Annotated in this window: 16 protein-coding genes, 1 other RNA gene and 1 pseudogene; 9 read left to right on the top strand and 9 right to left on the bottom strand. The window is 53.6% G+C overall.

The window, feature by feature from the left end:
• Positions 1-34: 34 nt before the first annotated feature.
• The 3 genes and pseudogenes from rimK to dapB all read right to left on the bottom strand — a co-directional run bounded on the left by rimK (position 35) and on the right by dapB (position 2,440).
• Positions 35-973, bottom strand: coding sequence for a 30S ribosomal protein S6--L-glutamate ligase (gene rimK / locus ACJJIB_RS18620; RefSeq protein ID WP_444888945.1), 939 nt, complete (start codon positions 971-973; stop codon positions 35-37).
• A 132-nt stretch (positions 974-1,105) separates the two neighbouring features.
• Positions 1,106-1,474: pseudogene (locus ACJJIB_RS18625) on the bottom strand (ATP-dependent zinc protease family protein); the annotation flags it as partial.
• 150 nt (positions 1,475-1,624) lie between these two features.
• Positions 1,625-2,440 (bottom strand): 4-hydroxy-tetrahydrodipicolinate reductase, encoded by an 816-nt coding sequence (gene dapB / locus ACJJIB_RS18630; RefSeq protein ID WP_444887142.1) that lies wholly within the window; start codon positions 2,438-2,440, stop codon positions 1,625-1,627.
• Positions 2,441-2,678: 238 nt separating this feature from the next.
• Between dapB and ACJJIB_RS18635 the strand changes: the two genes are divergently transcribed.
• Positions 2,679-3,134, top strand: a complete 456-nt coding sequence (locus tag ACJJIB_RS18635; protein WP_444887143.1) for a hypothetical protein — start codon at positions 2,679-2,681, stop codon at positions 3,132-3,134.
• A 132-nt stretch (positions 3,135-3,266) separates the two neighbouring features.
• Here the strand turns inward: ACJJIB_RS18635 and dnaJ are convergent, their stop codons facing one another.
• The 3 genes from dnaJ to grpE form a co-directional block, all read right to left on the bottom strand.
• Entirely contained in the window at positions 3,267-4,391 is a 1,125-nt protein-coding gene (gene dnaJ, locus ACJJIB_RS18640) for a molecular chaperone DnaJ (protein WP_252083238.1), read from the bottom strand.
• A 225-nt stretch (positions 4,392-4,616) separates the two neighbouring features.
• Positions 4,617-6,569: a molecular chaperone DnaK gene (dnaK, locus tag ACJJIB_RS18645; RefSeq protein WP_252083239.1), complete on the bottom strand. Its 1,953-nt coding sequence runs from the start codon at positions 6,567-6,569 to the stop codon at positions 4,617-4,619.
• Positions 6,570-6,692: 123 nt separating this feature from the next.
• Complete coding sequence (gene grpE, locus ACJJIB_RS18650; protein ID WP_252083240.1) at positions 6,693-7,334, bottom strand: nucleotide exchange factor GrpE; 642 nt, start codon at positions 7,332-7,334, stop codon at positions 6,693-6,695.
• A 231-nt stretch (positions 7,335-7,565) separates the two neighbouring features.
• Here grpE and recN point away from each other — a divergent pair, with 231 nt between their 5' ends.
• Complete coding sequence (gene recN, locus ACJJIB_RS18655; protein ID WP_444887144.1) at positions 7,566-9,236, top strand: DNA repair protein RecN; 1,671 nt, start codon at positions 7,566-7,568, stop codon at positions 9,234-9,236.
• 265 nt (positions 9,237-9,501) lie between these two features.
• Positions 9,502-10,107, top strand: coding sequence for a 1-acyl-sn-glycerol-3-phosphate acyltransferase (locus ACJJIB_RS18660; protein WP_252083242.1), 606 nt, complete (start codon positions 9,502-9,504; stop codon positions 10,105-10,107).
• Between the two features lie 42 nt (positions 10,108-10,149).
• On the opposite strand, the gene fur is transcribed toward ACJJIB_RS18660, so the two are convergent.
• Positions 10,150-10,560 (bottom strand): ferric iron uptake transcriptional regulator, encoded by a 411-nt coding sequence (gene fur, locus ACJJIB_RS18665; protein WP_252083243.1) that lies wholly within the window; start codon positions 10,558-10,560, stop codon positions 10,150-10,152.
• A 277-nt stretch (positions 10,561-10,837) separates the two neighbouring features.
• Here fur and ACJJIB_RS18670 point away from each other — a divergent pair, with 277 nt between their 5' ends.
• Entirely contained in the window at positions 10,838-11,182 is a 345-nt protein-coding gene (locus ACJJIB_RS18670) for an outer membrane protein assembly factor BamE (protein WP_444887145.1), read from the top strand.
• A 2-nt stretch (positions 11,183-11,184) separates the two neighbouring features.
• Here ACJJIB_RS18670 and ACJJIB_RS18675 read toward each other — a convergent pair whose 3' ends face one another.
• Positions 11,185-11,532 (bottom strand): RnfH family protein, encoded by a 348-nt coding sequence (locus ACJJIB_RS18675; RefSeq protein ID WP_252083245.1) that lies wholly within the window; start codon positions 11,530-11,532, stop codon positions 11,185-11,187.
• Positions 11,529-11,969, bottom strand: coding sequence for a type II toxin-antitoxin system RatA family toxin (locus ACJJIB_RS18680; RefSeq protein ID WP_252083246.1), 441 nt, complete (start codon positions 11,967-11,969; stop codon positions 11,529-11,531). The genes ACJJIB_RS18675 and ACJJIB_RS18680 overlap by 4 nt, the downstream gene beginning before the upstream one ends.
• Before the next feature lie 193 nt (positions 11,970-12,162).
• Between ACJJIB_RS18680 and ACJJIB_RS18685 the strand changes: the two genes are divergently transcribed.
• From ACJJIB_RS18685 to ACJJIB_RS18705, 5 genes are all read left to right on the top strand, one after another.
• On the top strand, positions 12,163-13,581 hold the full coding sequence (locus tag ACJJIB_RS18685) for a sodium-dependent transporter (protein WP_252083247.1): 1,419 nt from the start codon (positions 12,163-12,165) through the stop codon (positions 13,579-13,581).
• 15 nt (positions 13,582-13,596) lie between these two features.
• Positions 13,597-14,076, top strand: coding sequence for an SsrA-binding protein SmpB (gene smpB, locus ACJJIB_RS18690; RefSeq protein ID WP_152454820.1), 480 nt, complete (start codon positions 13,597-13,599; stop codon positions 14,074-14,076).
• Between the two features lie 39 nt (positions 14,077-14,115).
• A complete protein-coding gene (locus tag ACJJIB_RS18695) occupies positions 14,116-15,462 on the top strand; it encodes a sodium-dependent transporter (protein WP_444887146.1) in 1,347 nt (448 codons plus the stop codon).
• A 156-nt stretch (positions 15,463-15,618) separates the two neighbouring features.
• Positions 15,619-16,008, top strand: a transfer-messenger RNA (tmRNA) gene (gene ssrA / locus ACJJIB_RS18700).
• 603 nt (positions 16,009-16,611) lie between these two features.
• On the top strand, positions 16,612-17,064 hold the full coding sequence (locus ACJJIB_RS18705; RefSeq protein ID WP_444887147.1) for a nucleoside deaminase: 453 nt from the start codon (positions 16,612-16,614) through the stop codon (positions 17,062-17,064).
• The last annotated feature ends 205 nt before the right edge of the window (positions 17,065-17,269 follow it).

Here is a 17,269-nt window from a genome sequence, read left to right on the forward strand (position 1 = left end):
AGCTTTGCACCGTCGGCGCCCCGTTCACCGTCGATTACTCGGGTACACGGTTATCCAAGTCGGCACTTCCATCCTGGGTTTTTGTTACGGGACGCCATTTGAGCGCCTTCTCGATCGACATAATCATCGCACCGGCCACATCCTTGCGCGTGGCACTCTCAATACCCTCGAGACCGGGGGAGGAGTTCACCTCAAGTAATAACGGCCCTTTACGCGAACGAATAATATCCACACCAGCCACTTTCAACCCGAGCGCTTTAGCCGCTTTAATGGCTATGCGCTTTTCATCTGCTGTGACTTTAACCACCGAAGCGGTGCCGCCCTGGTGAATATTGGCGCGAAACTCTCCCGGTGCCGCCTCTCGCTGGATCGAGGCCACCACGCGGCCATCAATCACAAACAGGCGCAGGTCCTTGCCCTGGGCCTCACGGATAAACTCCTGCACTAGCAAATTGGCTTTAAGTGACTTGAACGCATTAATCACCGACTCGCCGGCTTTGCGGGTTTCCGCCAACACCACTCCGCGCCCCTGAGTTCCCTCCAGCAACTTCACAATCAATGGTGCCCCACCCACCATGTCAATCAACTCGTTGGTATCTACCGGCGAGTTGGCAAAGCCTGAAGTGGGAATACTCAGACCACTCTGCTGTAACAACTGCAGGGAAAATAGCTTATCCCTTGACTGGCTGATCGCGGCAGAGCCATTCAGGGCAAACACATCCAGACTCTCAAAGTGGCGAGTGAGGGCGCAGCCATAAAAAGTCTGACTGGGGCGAATACGGGGGATAATGGCATCCAGATTGTTGAGAATTCTGCCGTCGCGATAATGTACTTCGGGCTCATCCGCATCGAGTTTCATATAACACTGGCGAACATCCAGGAAGGTCATCCGGTGGCCACGTTCGGCACCGGCTTCCATAATGCGGCGGTTGCTATAAAGATCCGGATTCGAGGCCAACAGCCCGATACGCAAGCCGGTGCCGGCGATATGGTGCTCGTCCCGATAAAATTCATCCAGCTGACTTTTTGGCAGTTCACCCAGACAGAAGCTCTCCGAGGGGTCCACCATCATGCGGCCGAGCATGGCCTCGCGCCCCAACAACATGCGATAGCCCATACTGTCACGGTTGGTCAGGGTCAATTCGATATCCCAGACACTTCCGCCGATGGAAAGCGCGGTACGAATTACCGGGCGCCGCTCCGACTCACCAGAGGAGCTGCGTACAAGGCGCTTGTCGAGAATTCGAGCCTCACAGCGCACGGTCGGCCGACGTTGGTGCTGCAATGGATGCGCTTCAAAGCTTACCCAGGGCTCACCATCCCGTTTAAACGTCTGAATATTATATGCGTGCAGGCAAGAAGTCTTAGCCCCGGAGTCCACCCGGGCCTTAACTGCGGGGATACCCAGACCGGGAAACGCACACCATTCTTCACTGCCGACAATCAGCTTTTTTTCCAAACAAAAAATCCTCAAAAAATTTTTGGTTTACCTAAAGGGTCGAAAACCCGAAGTATTGACTTTCACTATAAAAATAAGGCTCGCCTATCGATCAACCGTATAACTAGTGGCTTAGAACTATTAAATAAAGGCCGCCCCTTTACCGATTTTTTTTGTGTGATTCAATTAATTTAATCCCAGCACATCGCGCATATCGTAGTGGCCCGGCGCACGCACCGATTGCTTATTTCCCATCAACCATATCGCTGCGCGTACCGCACCGCGGGCAAAAGAGAGGCGACTGCTGGCGCGGTGACTGATTTCTACGCGCTCCCCTTCGGCCAGAAACAGTACAGAGTGCTCACCGACCACATCGCCGCCGCGTACAGTGGCAAAACCAATGGTGTCGCGCTCACGGGCACCTGTCTGGCCCTCGCGTCCATAAATCGCCACTTTCTCCAGATCCCGCCCCAGGGTCTCGGCGACGACTTCTCCCATGCTTAACGCAGTGCCAGAAGGCGCATCCACTTTGTGGCGGTGATGTGCTTCAACAATTTCTATATCGGCATCTTCACCCATTACCCGTGCAGCGGTCTCCAATAATTTGAAGCACAAATTTACACCGGTGGAAAAGTTACTCGCCAGGCACAACGGTACCTTGCCCGCATTAGCCAGCACCTGATTTTTCTGTTCAGAGTCAAAACCAGTAGTGCCAATAACAATGGGGCGTCCGTTGGCTGCACAATAGGCAGAGTTATCCACAGTTGCCTGTGGCGCGGTAAAGTCGATCAGTACATCGAAGTCGGCTTTATCCAGGCTATCAACAATGGCGATGCCGTTGCGCCCGAGGCCCGCAACTTCACCGGCATCGGCCCCCACCAAGCTGGAGCCCGGCCGTACAACTGCCGCGCTGAGCTCAGCCTCATCACTTAGAAGCAGTGCCTCCGCCAAGGCCCTTCCCATACGCCCGCCAAACCCGGTGATCGCTACTTTTACTGCCACAACAACACTCCTGTCTACGCACAATGTTGCTGCGAATCTTACCCCGCCCTACCAGAAAGCAGCTACAAAAACTCAATCTTAAAAAGTGATCATTTTTGGGGACCAAACTGACCATAAAACTTCCAGCCATAGAGGAAATAACAAAACATATTTTTATTACCAACTAACTGAAATTGAGTGAAAGCAATGACAAATCACGATGCTAGGCTTAAGCCAGAGGGGTAAATGGAGCGCCAACATGCGACTAATGATTCGATCAAACCACCTGCCACATTTATTGGTGGTGGTTATTTCTTTAACCCTGGCCTTTGGCAGTGCGCCCGTATCCGCACAACAGCAAACTACAAACCCAGACTTCTGGGAGAAATATGACGACATTACAGATTGGGTGACGCTGCGTCTGCAGCTCACCCCTGGCCAGGAAAAAGTAGTACTGCCGATCTTGCAAAAGAGCCTTGCTGAGAAAAAAGCCGTACTGGATCGCTATGGCGTTTTGAACAACCCCAAACTGATTTTGACGCCTAAGCAGCGCGGGGAAATCGGTGCGCAATTGGCCGCGATCAGCGCGCAGGCAAACAAAGAACTGGAAGGGATACTAAAAAAACAACAGATGAGGGAGTTAGGTAAGATTCAACACGAATTATTGATGGCACTGGCCGCCCGTCTGAGGGCCCGTTCTGCCCAAGGTAACTAACCCGGCAGAGATACCGGGCCAGTTTTCGCTATTCTTCCTGCTTTTAACTTTTAAAAGAGCTCATCCGTTAAGCAACTATATAAGCCCTAAATTACCGATGGTCGAATAGCGATTGGGGATGCTCGCTTAGCGTTAAAGCTTCATATCCCCAAAGAAGTTTTTCACCCCTTCAAACCAGCCGGTCTGGCGTGGTGCATTTTTCTTTTCGCTCAGGGTATTGGCAAATTCCTGCAGTAACTCTTTCTGTTTACCAGAAAGGTTTACCGGTGTTTCCACTACAACCCGACACAGCAAATCGCCGGTAGCGCCACCGCGCACCGGAGTGACACCTTTACCACGCAGGCGGAACAGCTTGCCAGTTTGACTCTCTGCGGGAATCTTTAGCTTCACCTTACCATCAAGGGTCGGCACTTCCAGTTCACCCCCCAGTGCTGCGGCAGCAAAACTGATGGGCACTTCGCAATACAAGTTCTTGCCATCGCGCTGGAACAGCTCGTGCTCCTTCACCACCACCTGTACATATAAATCACCAGCGGGACCGCCATCGGGGCCCGCTTCACCCTCTCCGGACAGGCGGATACGATCGCCAGTATCTACGCCAGGCGGAACCTTAACGGACAGAGTCTTGGTCTCTTCAACCCGACCGCGACCGTGGCAGCTGCCACAGGGATCGGAGATAGTGGTACCGCGACCGCGACAGTTGGGGCAGGTTTGCTGAACAGAGAAGAAGCCCTGTTGCATACGTACCTGACCGGCGCCACCACAGGTGCTACAGGTCTGCGGAGAGGAACCTGGCTTGGCGCCTGAACCGTGGCAAGTATTACAGGAAGCGAGCGTTGGCACACGGATTTTGACCGTGGTACCGCGCACTGCGTCTTCCAGGTCCAGTTCCAAGTCGTAACGCAGGTCTGAACCGCGCGCCGGGCCACCCCGACGGCCGCCACCGCCCCCACCGAAGATATCGCCAAATACATCGCCGAAGATATCGGAGAAACCGCCGAAACCACCGGCGCCACCGCCACCCATCTGCCCCTCTACACCGGCGTGACCAAATTGATCATAGGCCGCGCGCTTCTGCGAATCGGACAGTATCTCGTAAGCCTCGTTGGCTTCCTTGAATTTATTTTCCGCTTCCGCATCATCTGGATTGCGGTCCGGGTGAAACTTCATCGCCACCCGGCGGTAGGCTTTCTTCAGCTCTGCATCCGAAGCGCCGCGCTCGACGCCGAGGACTTCGTAATAATCGCGTTTCGACATAAAACTATGTTCTCTGGTCCGGCATCAAGAACGGCCAAACTCTTTCTACTTCTCGGTTTCTAACCAAGCCCCGCATTGCGGAGCACCATCAAACTGCGAACTCTGTACAAACTTTGATGGATACCTGAAACAACACAGGGCGCGGGGCCTAAAAAGAAGGCGCCGCGCCCCTGAAGTTCTCCGGCGGCCACTTTAAAAGCTGCCACCGGAAATGCAAGCGAACGCTTACTTACCTTCTTTCTTGTCGTCCTTTACTTCTTCGAACTCTGCATCTACCGCATCGTCGCCAGCGGAAGATTGCTGCTGCTCGCCCTGTTGAGCGCCTGCACCAGCGGCACCTTCAGCGCCTGCGGCCTGGGCCTGCTCGGCGTACATCTTCTGTGCAACCGGGCCAGAAGCTTCGGTCAGCTTGGTGGTGGCAGCTTCCATAGCAGCCTTGTCGTTGCCTTTCACCGCTTCTTCCGCTTCTTTGATAGCCGCTTCGATTGCAGACTTTTCTTCAGCGGTGGCTTTGTCGCCAGCTTCTTCCAAGGTCTTCTTGGTAGCAGAGATCAGACCGTCGAGGGTATTGCGGGTTTGCACCAACTCCTCGAACTGCTTATCCGCTTCGGCATTCGCCTCTGCGTCTTGAACCATCTTATCGATCTCGTCCTCGGACAGACCGGAGGAAGCTTTGATCACGATGGACTGCTCTTTACCAGTCGCCTTGTCTTTCGCGTGTACGTGCAGGATACCGTTGGCATCGATATCGAAGGTCACTTCGATCTGCGGTACACCGCGGGGGGACGGCGGGATATCGGCCAGGTCAAAACGACCCAGGGATTTGTTCTGGGAAGCCTGTTTGCGCTCACCCTGTACCACGTGAATGGTTACCGCAGTCTGGTTATCTTCCGCAGTGGAGAACACCTGGGACTTCTTAGTGGGGATAGTGGTGTTTTTGTCGATCAGCGGAGTTGCAACGCCACCCATGGTTTCGATACCCAGGGTCAGCGGGGTTACGTCCAGCAGCAGTACATCTTTAACGTCTCCGGACAGAACAGCGCCCTGGATAGCGGCACCCATGGCAACGGCTTCGTCTGGGTTAACGTCTTTGCGCGGCTCTTTACCGAAGAACTCGGTAACTTTCTGCTGTACCAGCGGCATGCGGGTCTGACCACCAACCAGGATCACTTCGTCTACGCCAGAAGCGGACAGGTCGGCATCTTGCAGAGCAATTTTTACCGGCTCCAAGGAACGAGTAACCAGATCTTCTACCAGGCTTTCCAGCTTGGCGCGGGTCAGCTTAACCACCAAGTGCTTGGGACCGGTGGCATCTGCAGTGATATACGGCAGGTTGACTTCAGTCTGCTGGCTGGAGGACAGCTCAATCTTGGCTTTTTCTGCAGCTTCTTTCAGGCGCTGCATCGCCAGGGGATCGCCTTTCAGGTCGATGCCCTGGTCTTTCTTGAACTCGTCTGCGAGGTATTCGATCAGGCGCAGGTCGAAGTCCTCACCGCCGAGGAAAGTGTCACCGTTGGTGGACAGTACTTCGAACTGCTTCTCACCATCTACGTCGGCAATTTCGATAATGGAGATATCGAAGGTACCACCACCCAGGTCGTATACCGCTACAGTGCGGTCACCGCCCTGCTTGTCCAGGCCGTAGGCCAGAGCAGCAGCAGTCGGCTCGTTGATAATACGTTTAACGTCCAGGCCCGCGATACGGCCGGCGTCTTTGGTGGCCTGACGCTGGGAGTCGTTAAAGTAAGCCGGTACAGTAATTACTGCAGCGTCAACTTTCTCGCCGAGGAAGTCTTCTGCAGTCTTTTTCATTTTCTTCAGAACTTCGGCAGAGATCTGCGGCGGAGCTTTTTTATCGCCTTTCACTTCTACCCAAGCGTCGCCGTTGTCGGCTTCAGTGATGGTGTAAGGCACCATCTTGATATCTTTCTGTACAACGTCGTCTTTGAATTTACGGCCGATCAAACGCTTAACCGCAAACAGAGTATTCTGGGGATTGGTCACCGCCTGACGCTTGGCAGACTGACCTACCAGGATTTCGTTGTCGTCAGTGAAGGCAACAATAGAAGGTGTAGTACGATCGCCTTCGGCGTTCTCGATTACACGCGCTTTGTCACCATCCAGTACCGCCACACAGCTGTTGGTGGTACCCAGGTCGATGCCGATAATTTTTCCCATCTGTAAAATCCTCATTTGTTACGCGCTGCCAGCTCTGTTCTGTATGCAGCGCGCGAATAATTCTTGATGTCAGCTATATTGGTGCCGGCCAGCGAAATTCAAGGCCGTTTCACGCATTTGCCGTTACGGGGCCTTACTAACCACAACCATGGCCGGGCGAACCAGGCGACCATTGAGGCGATAGCCTTTTTGAAATACCTCTAGAACCGTGTTCGGCTCCACCTCCCCATTCGGCACCTGGGTCATGGCCTGGTGCAACTCTGGGTCGAAGGGCTCACCAGCTGGATCGACAACTTCCACAGAATTTTTCGTCAGGGTGTCGACGAAAGATTTGTGAGTAAGCTCGATACCTTCCACCAATGCTTTATTGCTTTCATCAGCGCTATCAATGGTGGCGAGGGCGCGCTCCAGGTTGTCCACAACCGGCAACAAATCCTGCAGCAGTTTTTCCACTGCAAATTTGCGTGCGCGATCCACATCCTGCTGGGCGCGGCGACGGGCATTCTGCTCCTCAGCCTGGGCGCGCAGAGCGAGGTCTTTCTGCACCACTAACTGCTCTTGCAGCTTGATAATTTCATCGTGCAGCGCATCGGCACTCTCGGCTTCTTCATGCAATGCTTGCTCAGCCTGCTCGCGCTCGGTCGCGGTGGGATCTTCAATCTCCGCGGAAGCCGCCTCGTCTGTCGCTGTCAGGTGCTCATCAGCCAGTGCTTCCGGCTGCACCCCCTCTGTAATCTGATCTTCTTCGCTGCGCTCTCTGGCCACTGCTTTCTCCGTCGCGTCGACTCTGTCAGTAATGAGTTGGGCCCGTCCTGCGGGCTCTGGGGGCTATATGGGGCCATCCCCGCACAGTTCAAGTGGTTTTTTGCGCTAGCGCGCAATAGCTGGAGAATCTGCGCTTGACGCTATAGCTAACCAGAAAGGAATACTGTATAAATAACCACTGATTGGGTATTCAGACCCGCCCATAAGAAAGGACACAGAAGCGATCTCTATATGTTGCTGCACCTGTCTATCAGCCAATTCACCCTGGTGGACCAACTGGAGTTGGAGTTCGGCCCAGGTACCAGCACCCTCACCGGCGAGACCGGCGCGGGCAAATCCATCACCCTAGATGCACTCGGACTCGCACTGGGTGGTCGCGGCAGTGCCGAACTGGTACGTGCTGGAGCCAACCGCGCCGATATCAGCGCTACCTTCGATATCTCCGGCTACCCCAACGCCAGCGATTGGCTTAAATCCCAGGAGCTAGATAGCGGGCAGGAAGTGATACTGCGCCGCACCATCGGCGCCGATGGCCGCTCACGGGCCTATATCAACGGCCAGCCGGTGACGCTGCTGCAGCAGCGCGCCCTGGGTGAGCAACTGATTGATATCCACAGCCAGCACGAGCACCAGTCCCTGCTGAAGAAGGAAACCCACCGCCGCCTGCTCGATGAGTACGCCCAAGCCCAGGAACTGGCTGCCGAAACCCGCAGCCGCTACAAGACCTGGCAGGACCAATACCGCCGCTACCGCAATCTGGCCGACAGCGTTGAGGAGGCCGAGGCGCGCCGCAACCTACTGCAGTACCAACTGCGCGAGCTGGAACAACTGGATTTGAGCGAAGGTGAGATAGAGGCCCTGGAGAGCGAGCAGCGTCAGCTGGCCAATGCCGGCGATATTCTTAACGGCAGCTATCAGCTGGCCGCGCTGCTGTCCGGCGGTGAGGGCGATATCGCCGAACAACTGCACCGCGCCCTGCAACTGCTTTCCGCCATGCCCGAACAGGCGCCGGCCCTGGTCGAAGTAGCGCAGATGCTCGATAGTGCGCGAATTCAAATCGACGAAGCGTCCGGTACTTTGTCGCGACATATCGATCGCTTCGAGATGGACCCTGAGCGGCTCAGTGACGTTGAGGAGCGCCTCAGTGCAATTTACCAGGCGGCGCGCAGACACCGTGTACAACCCAGTGAGCTACCGGCTCTGCAGCGACAACTGCAAGAGGAACTGGAAGATATCGGCACGGAAGATACCTTGGAACGCCTCGCCGAAACCTGCAGCAAACTGGAAAAAGAGTTTCGGGCAGTCGCAGCAAAATTAAGCGAGCTACGGCGTGAAGCAGCGATCACACTCGCCGAATCGGTCAATCGGCAACTGGTGGATTTGGCCATGCCGCACGCCAAGGTCGAACTTGCCTTACAAGCTCTCGACAAGCCTTGCAGCCACGGCCTGGAGGAAGTGGAAATTTTAATTTCCACCAACCCCGGCCAGCCACCGCGCCCACTGGGCAAGATCGCCTCCGGCGGTGAGCTTTCTCGGGTAAGCCTCGCCGTTCAAGTGGTCACGGCACAAACTTCACGCACCCCCACCCTGGTCTTTGATGAAGTGGACGTCGGCATTGGTGGCGCCACTGGAGACGTGGTAGGCCGCCTGCTGCGCCAGCTGGGAGAGACCCGCAATGGCTGTAGCGGCCAAGTGATCTGCGTCACCCACCTGGCTCAGGTGGCTGCGCGAGCCCACCGCCAATATCTGGTGGAGAAGCACAGTGATGGTGAGCAGGCGTTTGTGGCCCTGCGTGAATTGAAAAACGGCGAGCGCCGCGAAGAGATCGCACGCATGCTCGGAGGGCAACCCAGCCCGCAGTCATTGGCCCATGCGGAAGAGATGTTGACCAGGACTCTTTAAGCTGTCCCCAGGGCAACCTCAGAACAGCCCTTCAACCGAGTTTCAAAGCTGACCAACAGGACAGCCCATTACTTTTAATGGAGCGGTGGGCAATCATATCTCGCAGATCAATAAATAACCGCCAACAATCCGGCAAAATAGCCGGCCTGCCGGTGATAAATGCCGTTTTAGGACAAATAGACCAAATATGACTGGGTCTGGCGGCAGAAGTCACCATATACTGAGCCGCTTGTTTAACTTTGTTTGAGTAGTATCGGCCGAGTTTATGCAGAGAACGATTTTTAATACCCCGATTATCACGCCGCTGCTGCGCCAAGTTGCCAAGCTGCTGCTGAAGTTTCACGGCTGGCGCGTTAACGGCGATCAGCAATCATTAAAACTGAAAAAATATGTATTGATCGGGGCTCCCCACACCACTAACTGGGACGGCTACTACTTTATTCTCGCCGCGCTCAAATTGAAGATGACTCCGCAGTGGATGGGCAAAGACAAACTGTTCCAGTTCCCCCTGGGCGGCCCCATGCGCTGGTTTGGCGGTATCGCCGTAGACCGCAGCAAGGCTAACAACTTGGTAGATGCCACCGTGCGCCAGTTTAAGCTGCGCAAAGAGCTGGTTATTGCCATCCCACCGGAGGGCACCCGCGGTCTAGGTGAGCGCTGGAAGTCCGGTTTCTACCATATTGCACGCAGTGCCAAGGTGCCGCTGGTATTGGGCTTTATCAATTTCTCCAAGAAAGAAGTGGGCATTGGCCCTATCGCCCAGCTGGGGGAAAACCTGGAGGCAGAATTGAATAAATTAAGGGAGTTTTACGCGGATAAAGTCGGTAAATTCCCAGAGCTGTACACGCCGCCCTGCCAGCCACAGCAGTAAGCGGGCATAAGATGGGTGCGGCGAACGCCGCACCCGACTGGATTACTTCTCTTTTTCCTTCACGTACAGCACTAAGCTGTGGCCTGTCAGCTCGTAGCCGTGCTCATCGGCGATCTGGCGCTGCAGTTCCTCAATTTCCTCATTGTGGAACTCGATCACCTTGCCGGTATCGGTACACACCATGTGGTCGTGATGATCGCCACGATCCAGCTCGAATACGGAGTGGCCGCCATCGAAGTTGTGGCGAACAACCAGACCCGCGCTCTCAAACTGGGTCAGTACCCGGTAGACGGTAGCCAGACCGACATCTTCCCCCGCTTCCAGCAGTAGCTTATACACATCTTCAGCACTCAAGTGCTGCTCGCTGGTGCTTTCAAGCAATTGCAAAATCTTAACCCGCGGCAGGGTGACCTTCAGGCCAGCCTTGCGCAATTCCTGGTTTTCGTTCGACATGAATAAATATTTCCCGACAGGATTTTATGAATTGTCTTTACTTGCATCAGCTCACTGAAAAGGTCTATACCCGAATAAGACCACAGATTCCCGCCTGTCAGCGAGCCGGCTCTTCGGGTATTATCCCATGCCGAACGGAGTCAGCGGAACCCCAGGCACCATGAGAGAGGGAAATCGCAGAGGAAGGGAACTTTCCCTACGCATAGGGTCCTATTCCGGACAACCGTTTAAAATTTGTACGAGAGGTGCCGTGTGAAAGAACATAATGGAGCAATGAATGCCGCCTAGCCTGAAATTTATCGCCATCGCCAGCCTCTGCGCCCTTCTCGGCGCCTGTACGCTGGTTAAGTTTCCCGGTGTGCACCGCATTGAGGTACAGCAGGGCAATATCATTACCCAAGAGATGATCGACCAGCTGAAGCCCGGTATGACCCGCCGCCAGGTACAGTTTGTTCTCGGCACCCCGCTGCTGGAAGACACTTACAATCCCAACCGCTGGGACTACGTCAACCGCATTCGCAACAAGAAGGGTGATATCAGCCAGGAGCGCTTTAGCGTTTATTTTGACGAAGACTCCCTGGTATCCACCAGCGGTGACTTGCAGCCGGCTGACTGGCCCTGAGCCTAAGCGTCTTCGGCACCTTTCTTTTTCTCGGCCATACGCTTGGCCTTCTCGGCGCGTTGTTTGCGCGCCTCTTTCGGGTCGGCGATCAGCGGGCGGTAAACCTCCACCCGATCGCCCGGCTGCAACTCGTAGCTCTCTGCCGGCGCCAATCCTTTACTCCCCAGAACCTGGCCAAAAATACCCATCTTGGCACTATCCGGGTCCACTTCCGGATACTCTTTTGGAATACCGGAACGAATCAGAGCCTCCCTTGCCGTAGTGCCCGGTTTTACCAGTAGCCGCATCAACCGCTGTTCATGGGGCAGTGCGTAAACCACCTCTACCGAAATCATTTTTTCTTCTGTCATTGCGGCTTCCCGTAAATGTCCTCGGCACGCTCACACATTACCGCCACCATTTGATTGGCCAGATCACTAAAAAGCTTACCTGCGGCGGCGGCGATCAAACGGCTCTTCATGGAGAACGACAGTGAAAAAGTCACCTTACAGGCGCTCTCAGCCAGGGGAGTAAACATCCAATGCCCAGTAAAATTTTCGAAGGGACCATCTACCAGGGTCAGGGTCATGCTGGTCGGGCGCACCAGCTGATTGCGTGTGGTAAAACTTTGACGTATACCCGCGCGCGATAAATCCAACCGTGCCTCCAGGGTTTCTTCGTCCCGATGCAGAATTTCAGCCCCGCGACACCCCGGTAAAAATTGTGGGTAGCTGGCCACATCATTGACCAGATCAAACATTTGTTCCGCGCTGTACATCACCAGCGCGCTGCGCTCTATTTCAGTCATTCCTGTTGTCAAATCCAGTCCGCCAGGCGAAATCGCCTGGGATTGTCGTTCGGCCGCTAATTTTGCCAGTCGGCGCTACTCAAGCAAGAGAATTCCTGCAACAATCGCATTTTTTGCCGGCGGGACATACCCGGCCCCGCTGGAATAACAAAAACGAAAGCTGTATCTGATAAAAAATAATAGCGAGAGTACTATGACCGCAGTGAGAGAGCATTTTGGGTCAAGGCTGGGCTTTATCCTGGCCGCAGCTGGTTCCGCAGTTGGTATTGGCAATCTGGTGGCATTCCCGGTAGCGGCCACCAAGAGCGGAGGCGGTGCTTTCCTACTGGTCTATGCCCTCTTTGTTTTTCTAATCTGCCTGCCGGTTATGATGGCGGAATTGGCTCTGGGGCGCCGCTCCGATAAAGACCCGGTAGGTGCCTATCGTCAACTCTCCAACGGTTCACACCTGTGGCGTATCCCCGGCTGGCTAGCCTTGATCACGCCTTTTATGATCGCGGTATTTTATTTAGTGGTTACTGTGTGGGTACTCGGGTACCTGATTGAAACCGTCACCGGTAATCTCAACCTGCTCGCCACCCAGGATTTCTTTATCCACTTTATCAATACCCCCAAGGTATTTATTTACCTAGTGGTACTGATGCTGATTATTAACGCCATCCTCGCTATGGGAGTTAAAGACGGTATTGAGCGTGCGGCAAAAACCCTGATGCCGATGCTGTTTGTAATGCTGCTGGGCCTGGTGATTTTTGTCCTGACCCTGGATAACGCCATCCTCGGTGTGAAGTATTACCTGGTGCCAGACTTCAGCAAGATTGATGGCAACGTGGTGAGTAAAGCCATGGCCCAGGCCTTCTTCTCGCTGTCTCTGGGTATGGGCATCATGATCACCTACGGTTCTTATATGAAGAAGCGGGACTCTATCCCCGGTTCCTCCCGCGCCGTTGCCATTACCGATACCATGGTGGCCTTTACTGCGGGCCTGCTGATTCTGCCGAGCATTTTCCACTTCAACCCGCAGATTGATCCCTCCGAATTAAGCGAGTCCTCTGCCGGAATGATCTTCCTGTTCCTGCCGAAGATCTTCCTTGCCCTGCAGGACAGCATCGGCTATGCCGGCGCAAGTGCCGTGGCTGCGATCTTCTTCTTCCTGGTTCTGGTAGCAGCGATCACTTCCCTGGTTTCCATTATTGAAGTACCTATCGCCACCCTGCGCGACGAGCGCGATATGGAGCGTAAGACAGCCATTTACTGGGTTGCCGGAGTACAGTTTGTACTGGCCATCGCTTGCGCCGTCTCCTTTGGCATGGTCAACTGGTTCACTGAATTTGTACAGTTGGCCGGCGTTAACAAGTCCTTCTTCGATTTAGTGGAGATCATTTTCTACGACACCATCCTGCCCTTAAATGGCCTGCTGGTGTGTCTGTTTGTGATCTACAAATGGAAGAAAGCCAACTTTGACAAAGAGCTGCAGGAAGGCGACTCTGCCTTTGCCGGCTCTTTCTCACAAAAATACGTAAACTTCTCCCTGGGCACCTTTATCCCTCTGATACTGCTGTTGATCTTTATCAACACCGTGGCCCTGAAGTTTTTTGGACACAGTTTTATCTAGTCACTAGAAGTTTTCATGGCCAAGAAAAAGAAAGCGCAAACATCCAATACCATCGCCCTCAACAAGAAGGCCCGTCACGACTACTTCATAGAGGAGAAGTTTGAGGCGGGCGTTGAGATGCAGGGCTGGGAAGTGAAAAGCTGTCGTGAGGGCAAGGCCCAGCTCACCGACAGCTATGTCATTTTTAAAAATGGCGAAGCCTGGCTGCTGGGTTCCAATATCCAGCCGCTTGCCAGCGCCTCCACCCATTATGTGACCGAGCCCGACCGCACCCGCCGCCTGCTGCTCACCAAGCGCGAGCTGTCCAAGCTGATCGCCGCCGTGGAGCAAAAGGGGCACACCGTGGTTGCCACCGCGCTGTATTGGAAAGGCCATTTGGTCAAATGCGAAATCTGCCTGGCCAAGGGTAAGGCTATGCACGACAAACGCGAAACCGAGAAAAAACGGGATTGGAACCGTGAAAAGCAGCGCCTGATGCGCGCCACGCACAAGTAGTGCACAGAGACAACTAGAAGAATAATTACGGGATTTACTATGAGTGCACCGCGAGGACAGTTCAGCTCGAATATTGGCTTTTTGATGGCCGCCGCCGGGTCCGCCGTTGGTCTCGGCAACATTTGGGGCTTCCCCACCAAAGCCGCCAGCAACGGCGGCGCCGCCTTTGTAGTGGCCTATCTGTTTTTGGCCTTCGCCCTCGCCTACCCGGCGCTGATGGCCGAACTTACCATTGGCCGTTACGCGCGGCGCAATATGGTGCAGGCACTGCGGGCTATTTCTATTGGCCCTGTGAGCCGCTTCTTCGGTGGCCTCACCGGCTTTGGCGGCATCCTGGTAGCCTCTTTGATTCTGAGTTTTTACGCTATTGTGGCCGGCTGGATGGTGGCCCACCTGGCCGAGCCTTTCGCTGCCCTGTTTGGCGCCCAGGAAGCCGTCCAATGGCTCACAGAAAACAGTACCCAGCGCAACCTGATCTTTACCGCGATCTTCAGTGGTCTCACCATGTTGATTATTGCCAGTGGTGTGGAGAAGGGCATTGAGCGCTGGTCCACCCTGTTGATGCCCTCGCTGATTATCCTGCTGCTGCTTTTGATCGCCTATGTACTCACCCAGCCCGGTGCCTTTACCGGCCTGGAGGTGTACCTGATGCCAGACTTCAGTCACTTCACCCCGAAGCTACTGATCTCTGCCATGGGCCAGGCCTTCTTCTCCCTGTCTCTAGGGGTGGGTACCATGCTGATCTACGGCTCTTACCTGAGCCAGCAAGAGAGCTTGCCGCGCCTCGGCGCCCTGGTCACTCTGATCGATGTGGGGATCGCCTTCACCGCCGGCCTGCTGATCCTGCCCGCGATGTATGTGGCCCAGGAAGCCGGCACCCAGATCTTCGCTGCTGACGGCGCCCTGATTGCCGGGCCCAACCTGATCCTGCAGGTGTTGCCAGCGCTGTTCGATACCATGGGCGAAGCCGGCGTGTTCGTCGCCATTGCCTTCTTTGCCCTGATGGTGATCGCCTCCCTCACCTCCTCCATCTCTATGCTGGAAGTACCGGTGGCTTTCTCTATTGAGAACCTGGGCATCCCCCGCCGTATTGCCACTCCAGGGGTGGGCCTGGTGATCTTTGCCATCAGCAGCATCATTATTTACAACTTCGACAGCCTGTTTGGACTGGCAGTCAGCATCAGCACTGAATACGGCCAGCCCCTGCTGGGTATTGCGCTGTGTATCTTTGCCGGCTGGATCTGGCGCCGCGACCAGCTGCTGAGCGAGCTGAAGAAAGGCCACGAAGATATTGAGCACACCCTGTTCTGGAAGATCTGGCCCTGGTATGTGCGCATCGTGTGCCCACTGCTGATTCTGGTAGCCTTCGCCCAATCGATACTGTAACGCCTTTTCCAACTACCCCGGCGGCCACTGCTGCCGGGGCACCCCGCTTTCCCCCTGCCCCTGATCAAAGTTCCCAAAAATCCTTGGCGCATAAAAATTTATTGCAATGGCCGAGTTTGGGGTATACTTAGATGACACACGAGAGTGTTTCTTATCGGGGATGACTTGGATTCGACGCCGGTGACGAAACCTTGGGTGCATGCCGTGATGGCAGCGAATCACGTTAATCCAAAGCTGTATTTTATTAGTTGCCAACGACGACAACTACGGTGCCCAACTCGCTGCGTAAGCAGCTTGTGAAGCACTAACTAAGGGTTCGTCCCTTAGCAGTCTTCAGCAAGGTTCCAGTATCGCGCTGTAGACTGTTATACAGAACTGGATCGCCGCAAGCCATACTCGTGGGCAAGCGGTTAAACACTTTACGGGATCGCCCTATACGTCCTGACCGCCGGGCTGTAATGGGTTAAATCAATAGACGGAGCTAAGCATGTAGAGCCTCTGGCAGAGTGCTGACGGACGCGGGTTCGACTCCCGCCATCTCCACCAAATCGAAAAAGGCCAACCGCAAGGTTGGCCTTTTTTATTGCTTGGTCGACTCGCTACTCAATCTTCCTCCGACGAAAATTTTTGACATAGCTTATTGATGGCGAACATTAACGGTCTCAAAAAGCTCACCATTAGCGTTTATTTAGGTTACTAACAATTCAAAAATCCCATTTAATAGAACTAAACAAACCAACTAAAAACCACTGGGTTACCGACCAGCTCACAATTCTAGGACGATCACTCCAGTCACTTTAATGACACGTAAATTTACCGGCCTATCTTTCTATAGCCTCTAAAATCAGCCCCTAAAATCCAAACATCTGTTTAAAAAGAAGTTATTTAAATCATCTGCAAAAAGGCGTGATCATTAGCAGCAAGGAAGACACATGCTAGCAACTCACAGCGATGAAGAATCAAGTTATGAAACATATCGCCAATTCACTGAGGCCCCTTTCAGCCCCCCGCAAATATCGCCGAAATAGCTCAACCTAGCCCTTGTTTACACTGATTCTAGTCAGTAGCTCACTAATGCAATGATGTATTAATAATATGCTCTACATTCTTTGATTAAAATATTCTTAATACCTAAAACAGAGAGCTGTAATGAGTGAAGCTAACCATGACGCTTACATGCAAGAAGCCATTAATGAGGCACGAAAAGGTTTAGCAACGGGAGGAATTCCTGTCGGTTGTATAATAGTACTGAATGGTGAAATTATCGGAAGAGGTTACAATCAGCACGTCCAGCAAAACAGTGTTATCAAGCATGCTGAAATGAGCGCACTGGAAAATATGGGAAAATTATGTTCTACCGATTACCAAAAGTGCACCGTTTACACGACTTTATCACCCTGCCCGATGTGCAGTGGGGCCATACGTCTATTCGGAATTAAGAATATTGTTATCGGTGAAAATAAAACATTCCTAGGTGATGAATCATTACTCAAATCTGAAGGTGTAAGCTTGGTTGTTCTTAATAATCTTGAATGTATTGGTCTGATGAATCAATTCATTCAGCAACATCCTGAAATCTGGCATGAAGATATTGGCCAGTAGGAACCATTAACTACAAAGTATATTTGTAATGGCCCACCAATAAACCAAATTACTAGAATAGATTGAGATTTTATTGATACTTTTGATGTTTACACTGTGGCTTTCAAGAATTCAATTCTGCTTGAGAAGCTCCACGGCTCCCTACTCAGCATCAATTTGACACATTACTGATCAACCTGATAATTGCTAAGTAGGCCCAATCGGT

The organism is Microbulbifer mixtoriginis (SeqCode) (genome assembly GCF_052467705.1).

What these genes read in the sequence shown, in the direction of transcription:
- dnaJ (WP_252083238.1), bottom strand. Translation starts at nt 4,391, where the DNA reads ATGTCGAAACGCGATTATTACGAAGTCCTCGGCGTCGAGCGCGGCGCT.
- ACJJIB_RS18685 (WP_252083247.1), top strand. Translation starts at nt 12,163, where the DNA reads ATGACCGCAGTGAGAGAGCATTTTGGGTCAAGGCTGGGCTTTATCCTG.
- dnaK (WP_252083239.1), bottom strand. Translation starts at nt 6,569, where the DNA reads ATGGGAAAAATTATCGGCATCGACCTGGGTACCACCAACAGCTGTGTG.
- ACJJIB_RS18705 (WP_444887147.1), top strand. Translation starts at nt 16,612, where the DNA reads ATGAGTGAAGCTAACCATGACGCTTACATGCAAGAAGCCATTAATGAG.
- ACJJIB_RS18695 (WP_444887146.1), top strand. Translation starts at nt 14,116, where the DNA reads ATGAGTGCACCGCGAGGACAGTTCAGCTCGAATATTGGCTTTTTGATG.
- fur (WP_252083243.1), bottom strand. Translation starts at nt 10,560, where the DNA reads ATGTCGAACGAAAACCAGGAATTGCGCAAGGCTGGCCTGAAGGTCACC.
- recN (WP_444887144.1), top strand. Translation starts at nt 7,566, where the DNA reads ATGTTGCTGCACCTGTCTATCAGCCAATTCACCCTGGTGGACCAACTG.
- ACJJIB_RS18675 (WP_252083245.1), bottom strand. Translation starts at nt 11,532, where the DNA reads ATGACAGAAGAAAAAATGATTTCGGTAGAGGTGGTTTACGCACTGCCC.
- ACJJIB_RS18635 (WP_444887143.1), top strand. Translation starts at nt 2,679, where the DNA reads ATGCGACTAATGATTCGATCAAACCACCTGCCACATTTATTGGTGGTG.
- ACJJIB_RS18680 (WP_252083246.1), bottom strand. Translation starts at nt 11,969, where the DNA reads ATGACTGAAATAGAGCGCAGCGCGCTGGTGATGTACAGCGCGGAACAA.
- ACJJIB_RS18670 (WP_444887145.1), top strand. Translation starts at nt 10,838, where the DNA reads ATGCCGCCTAGCCTGAAATTTATCGCCATCGCCAGCCTCTGCGCCCTT.
- ACJJIB_RS18660 (WP_252083242.1), top strand. Translation starts at nt 9,502, where the DNA reads ATGCAGAGAACGATTTTTAATACCCCGATTATCACGCCGCTGCTGCGC.
- smpB (WP_152454820.1), top strand. Translation starts at nt 13,597, where the DNA reads ATGGCCAAGAAAAAGAAAGCGCAAACATCCAATACCATCGCCCTCAAC.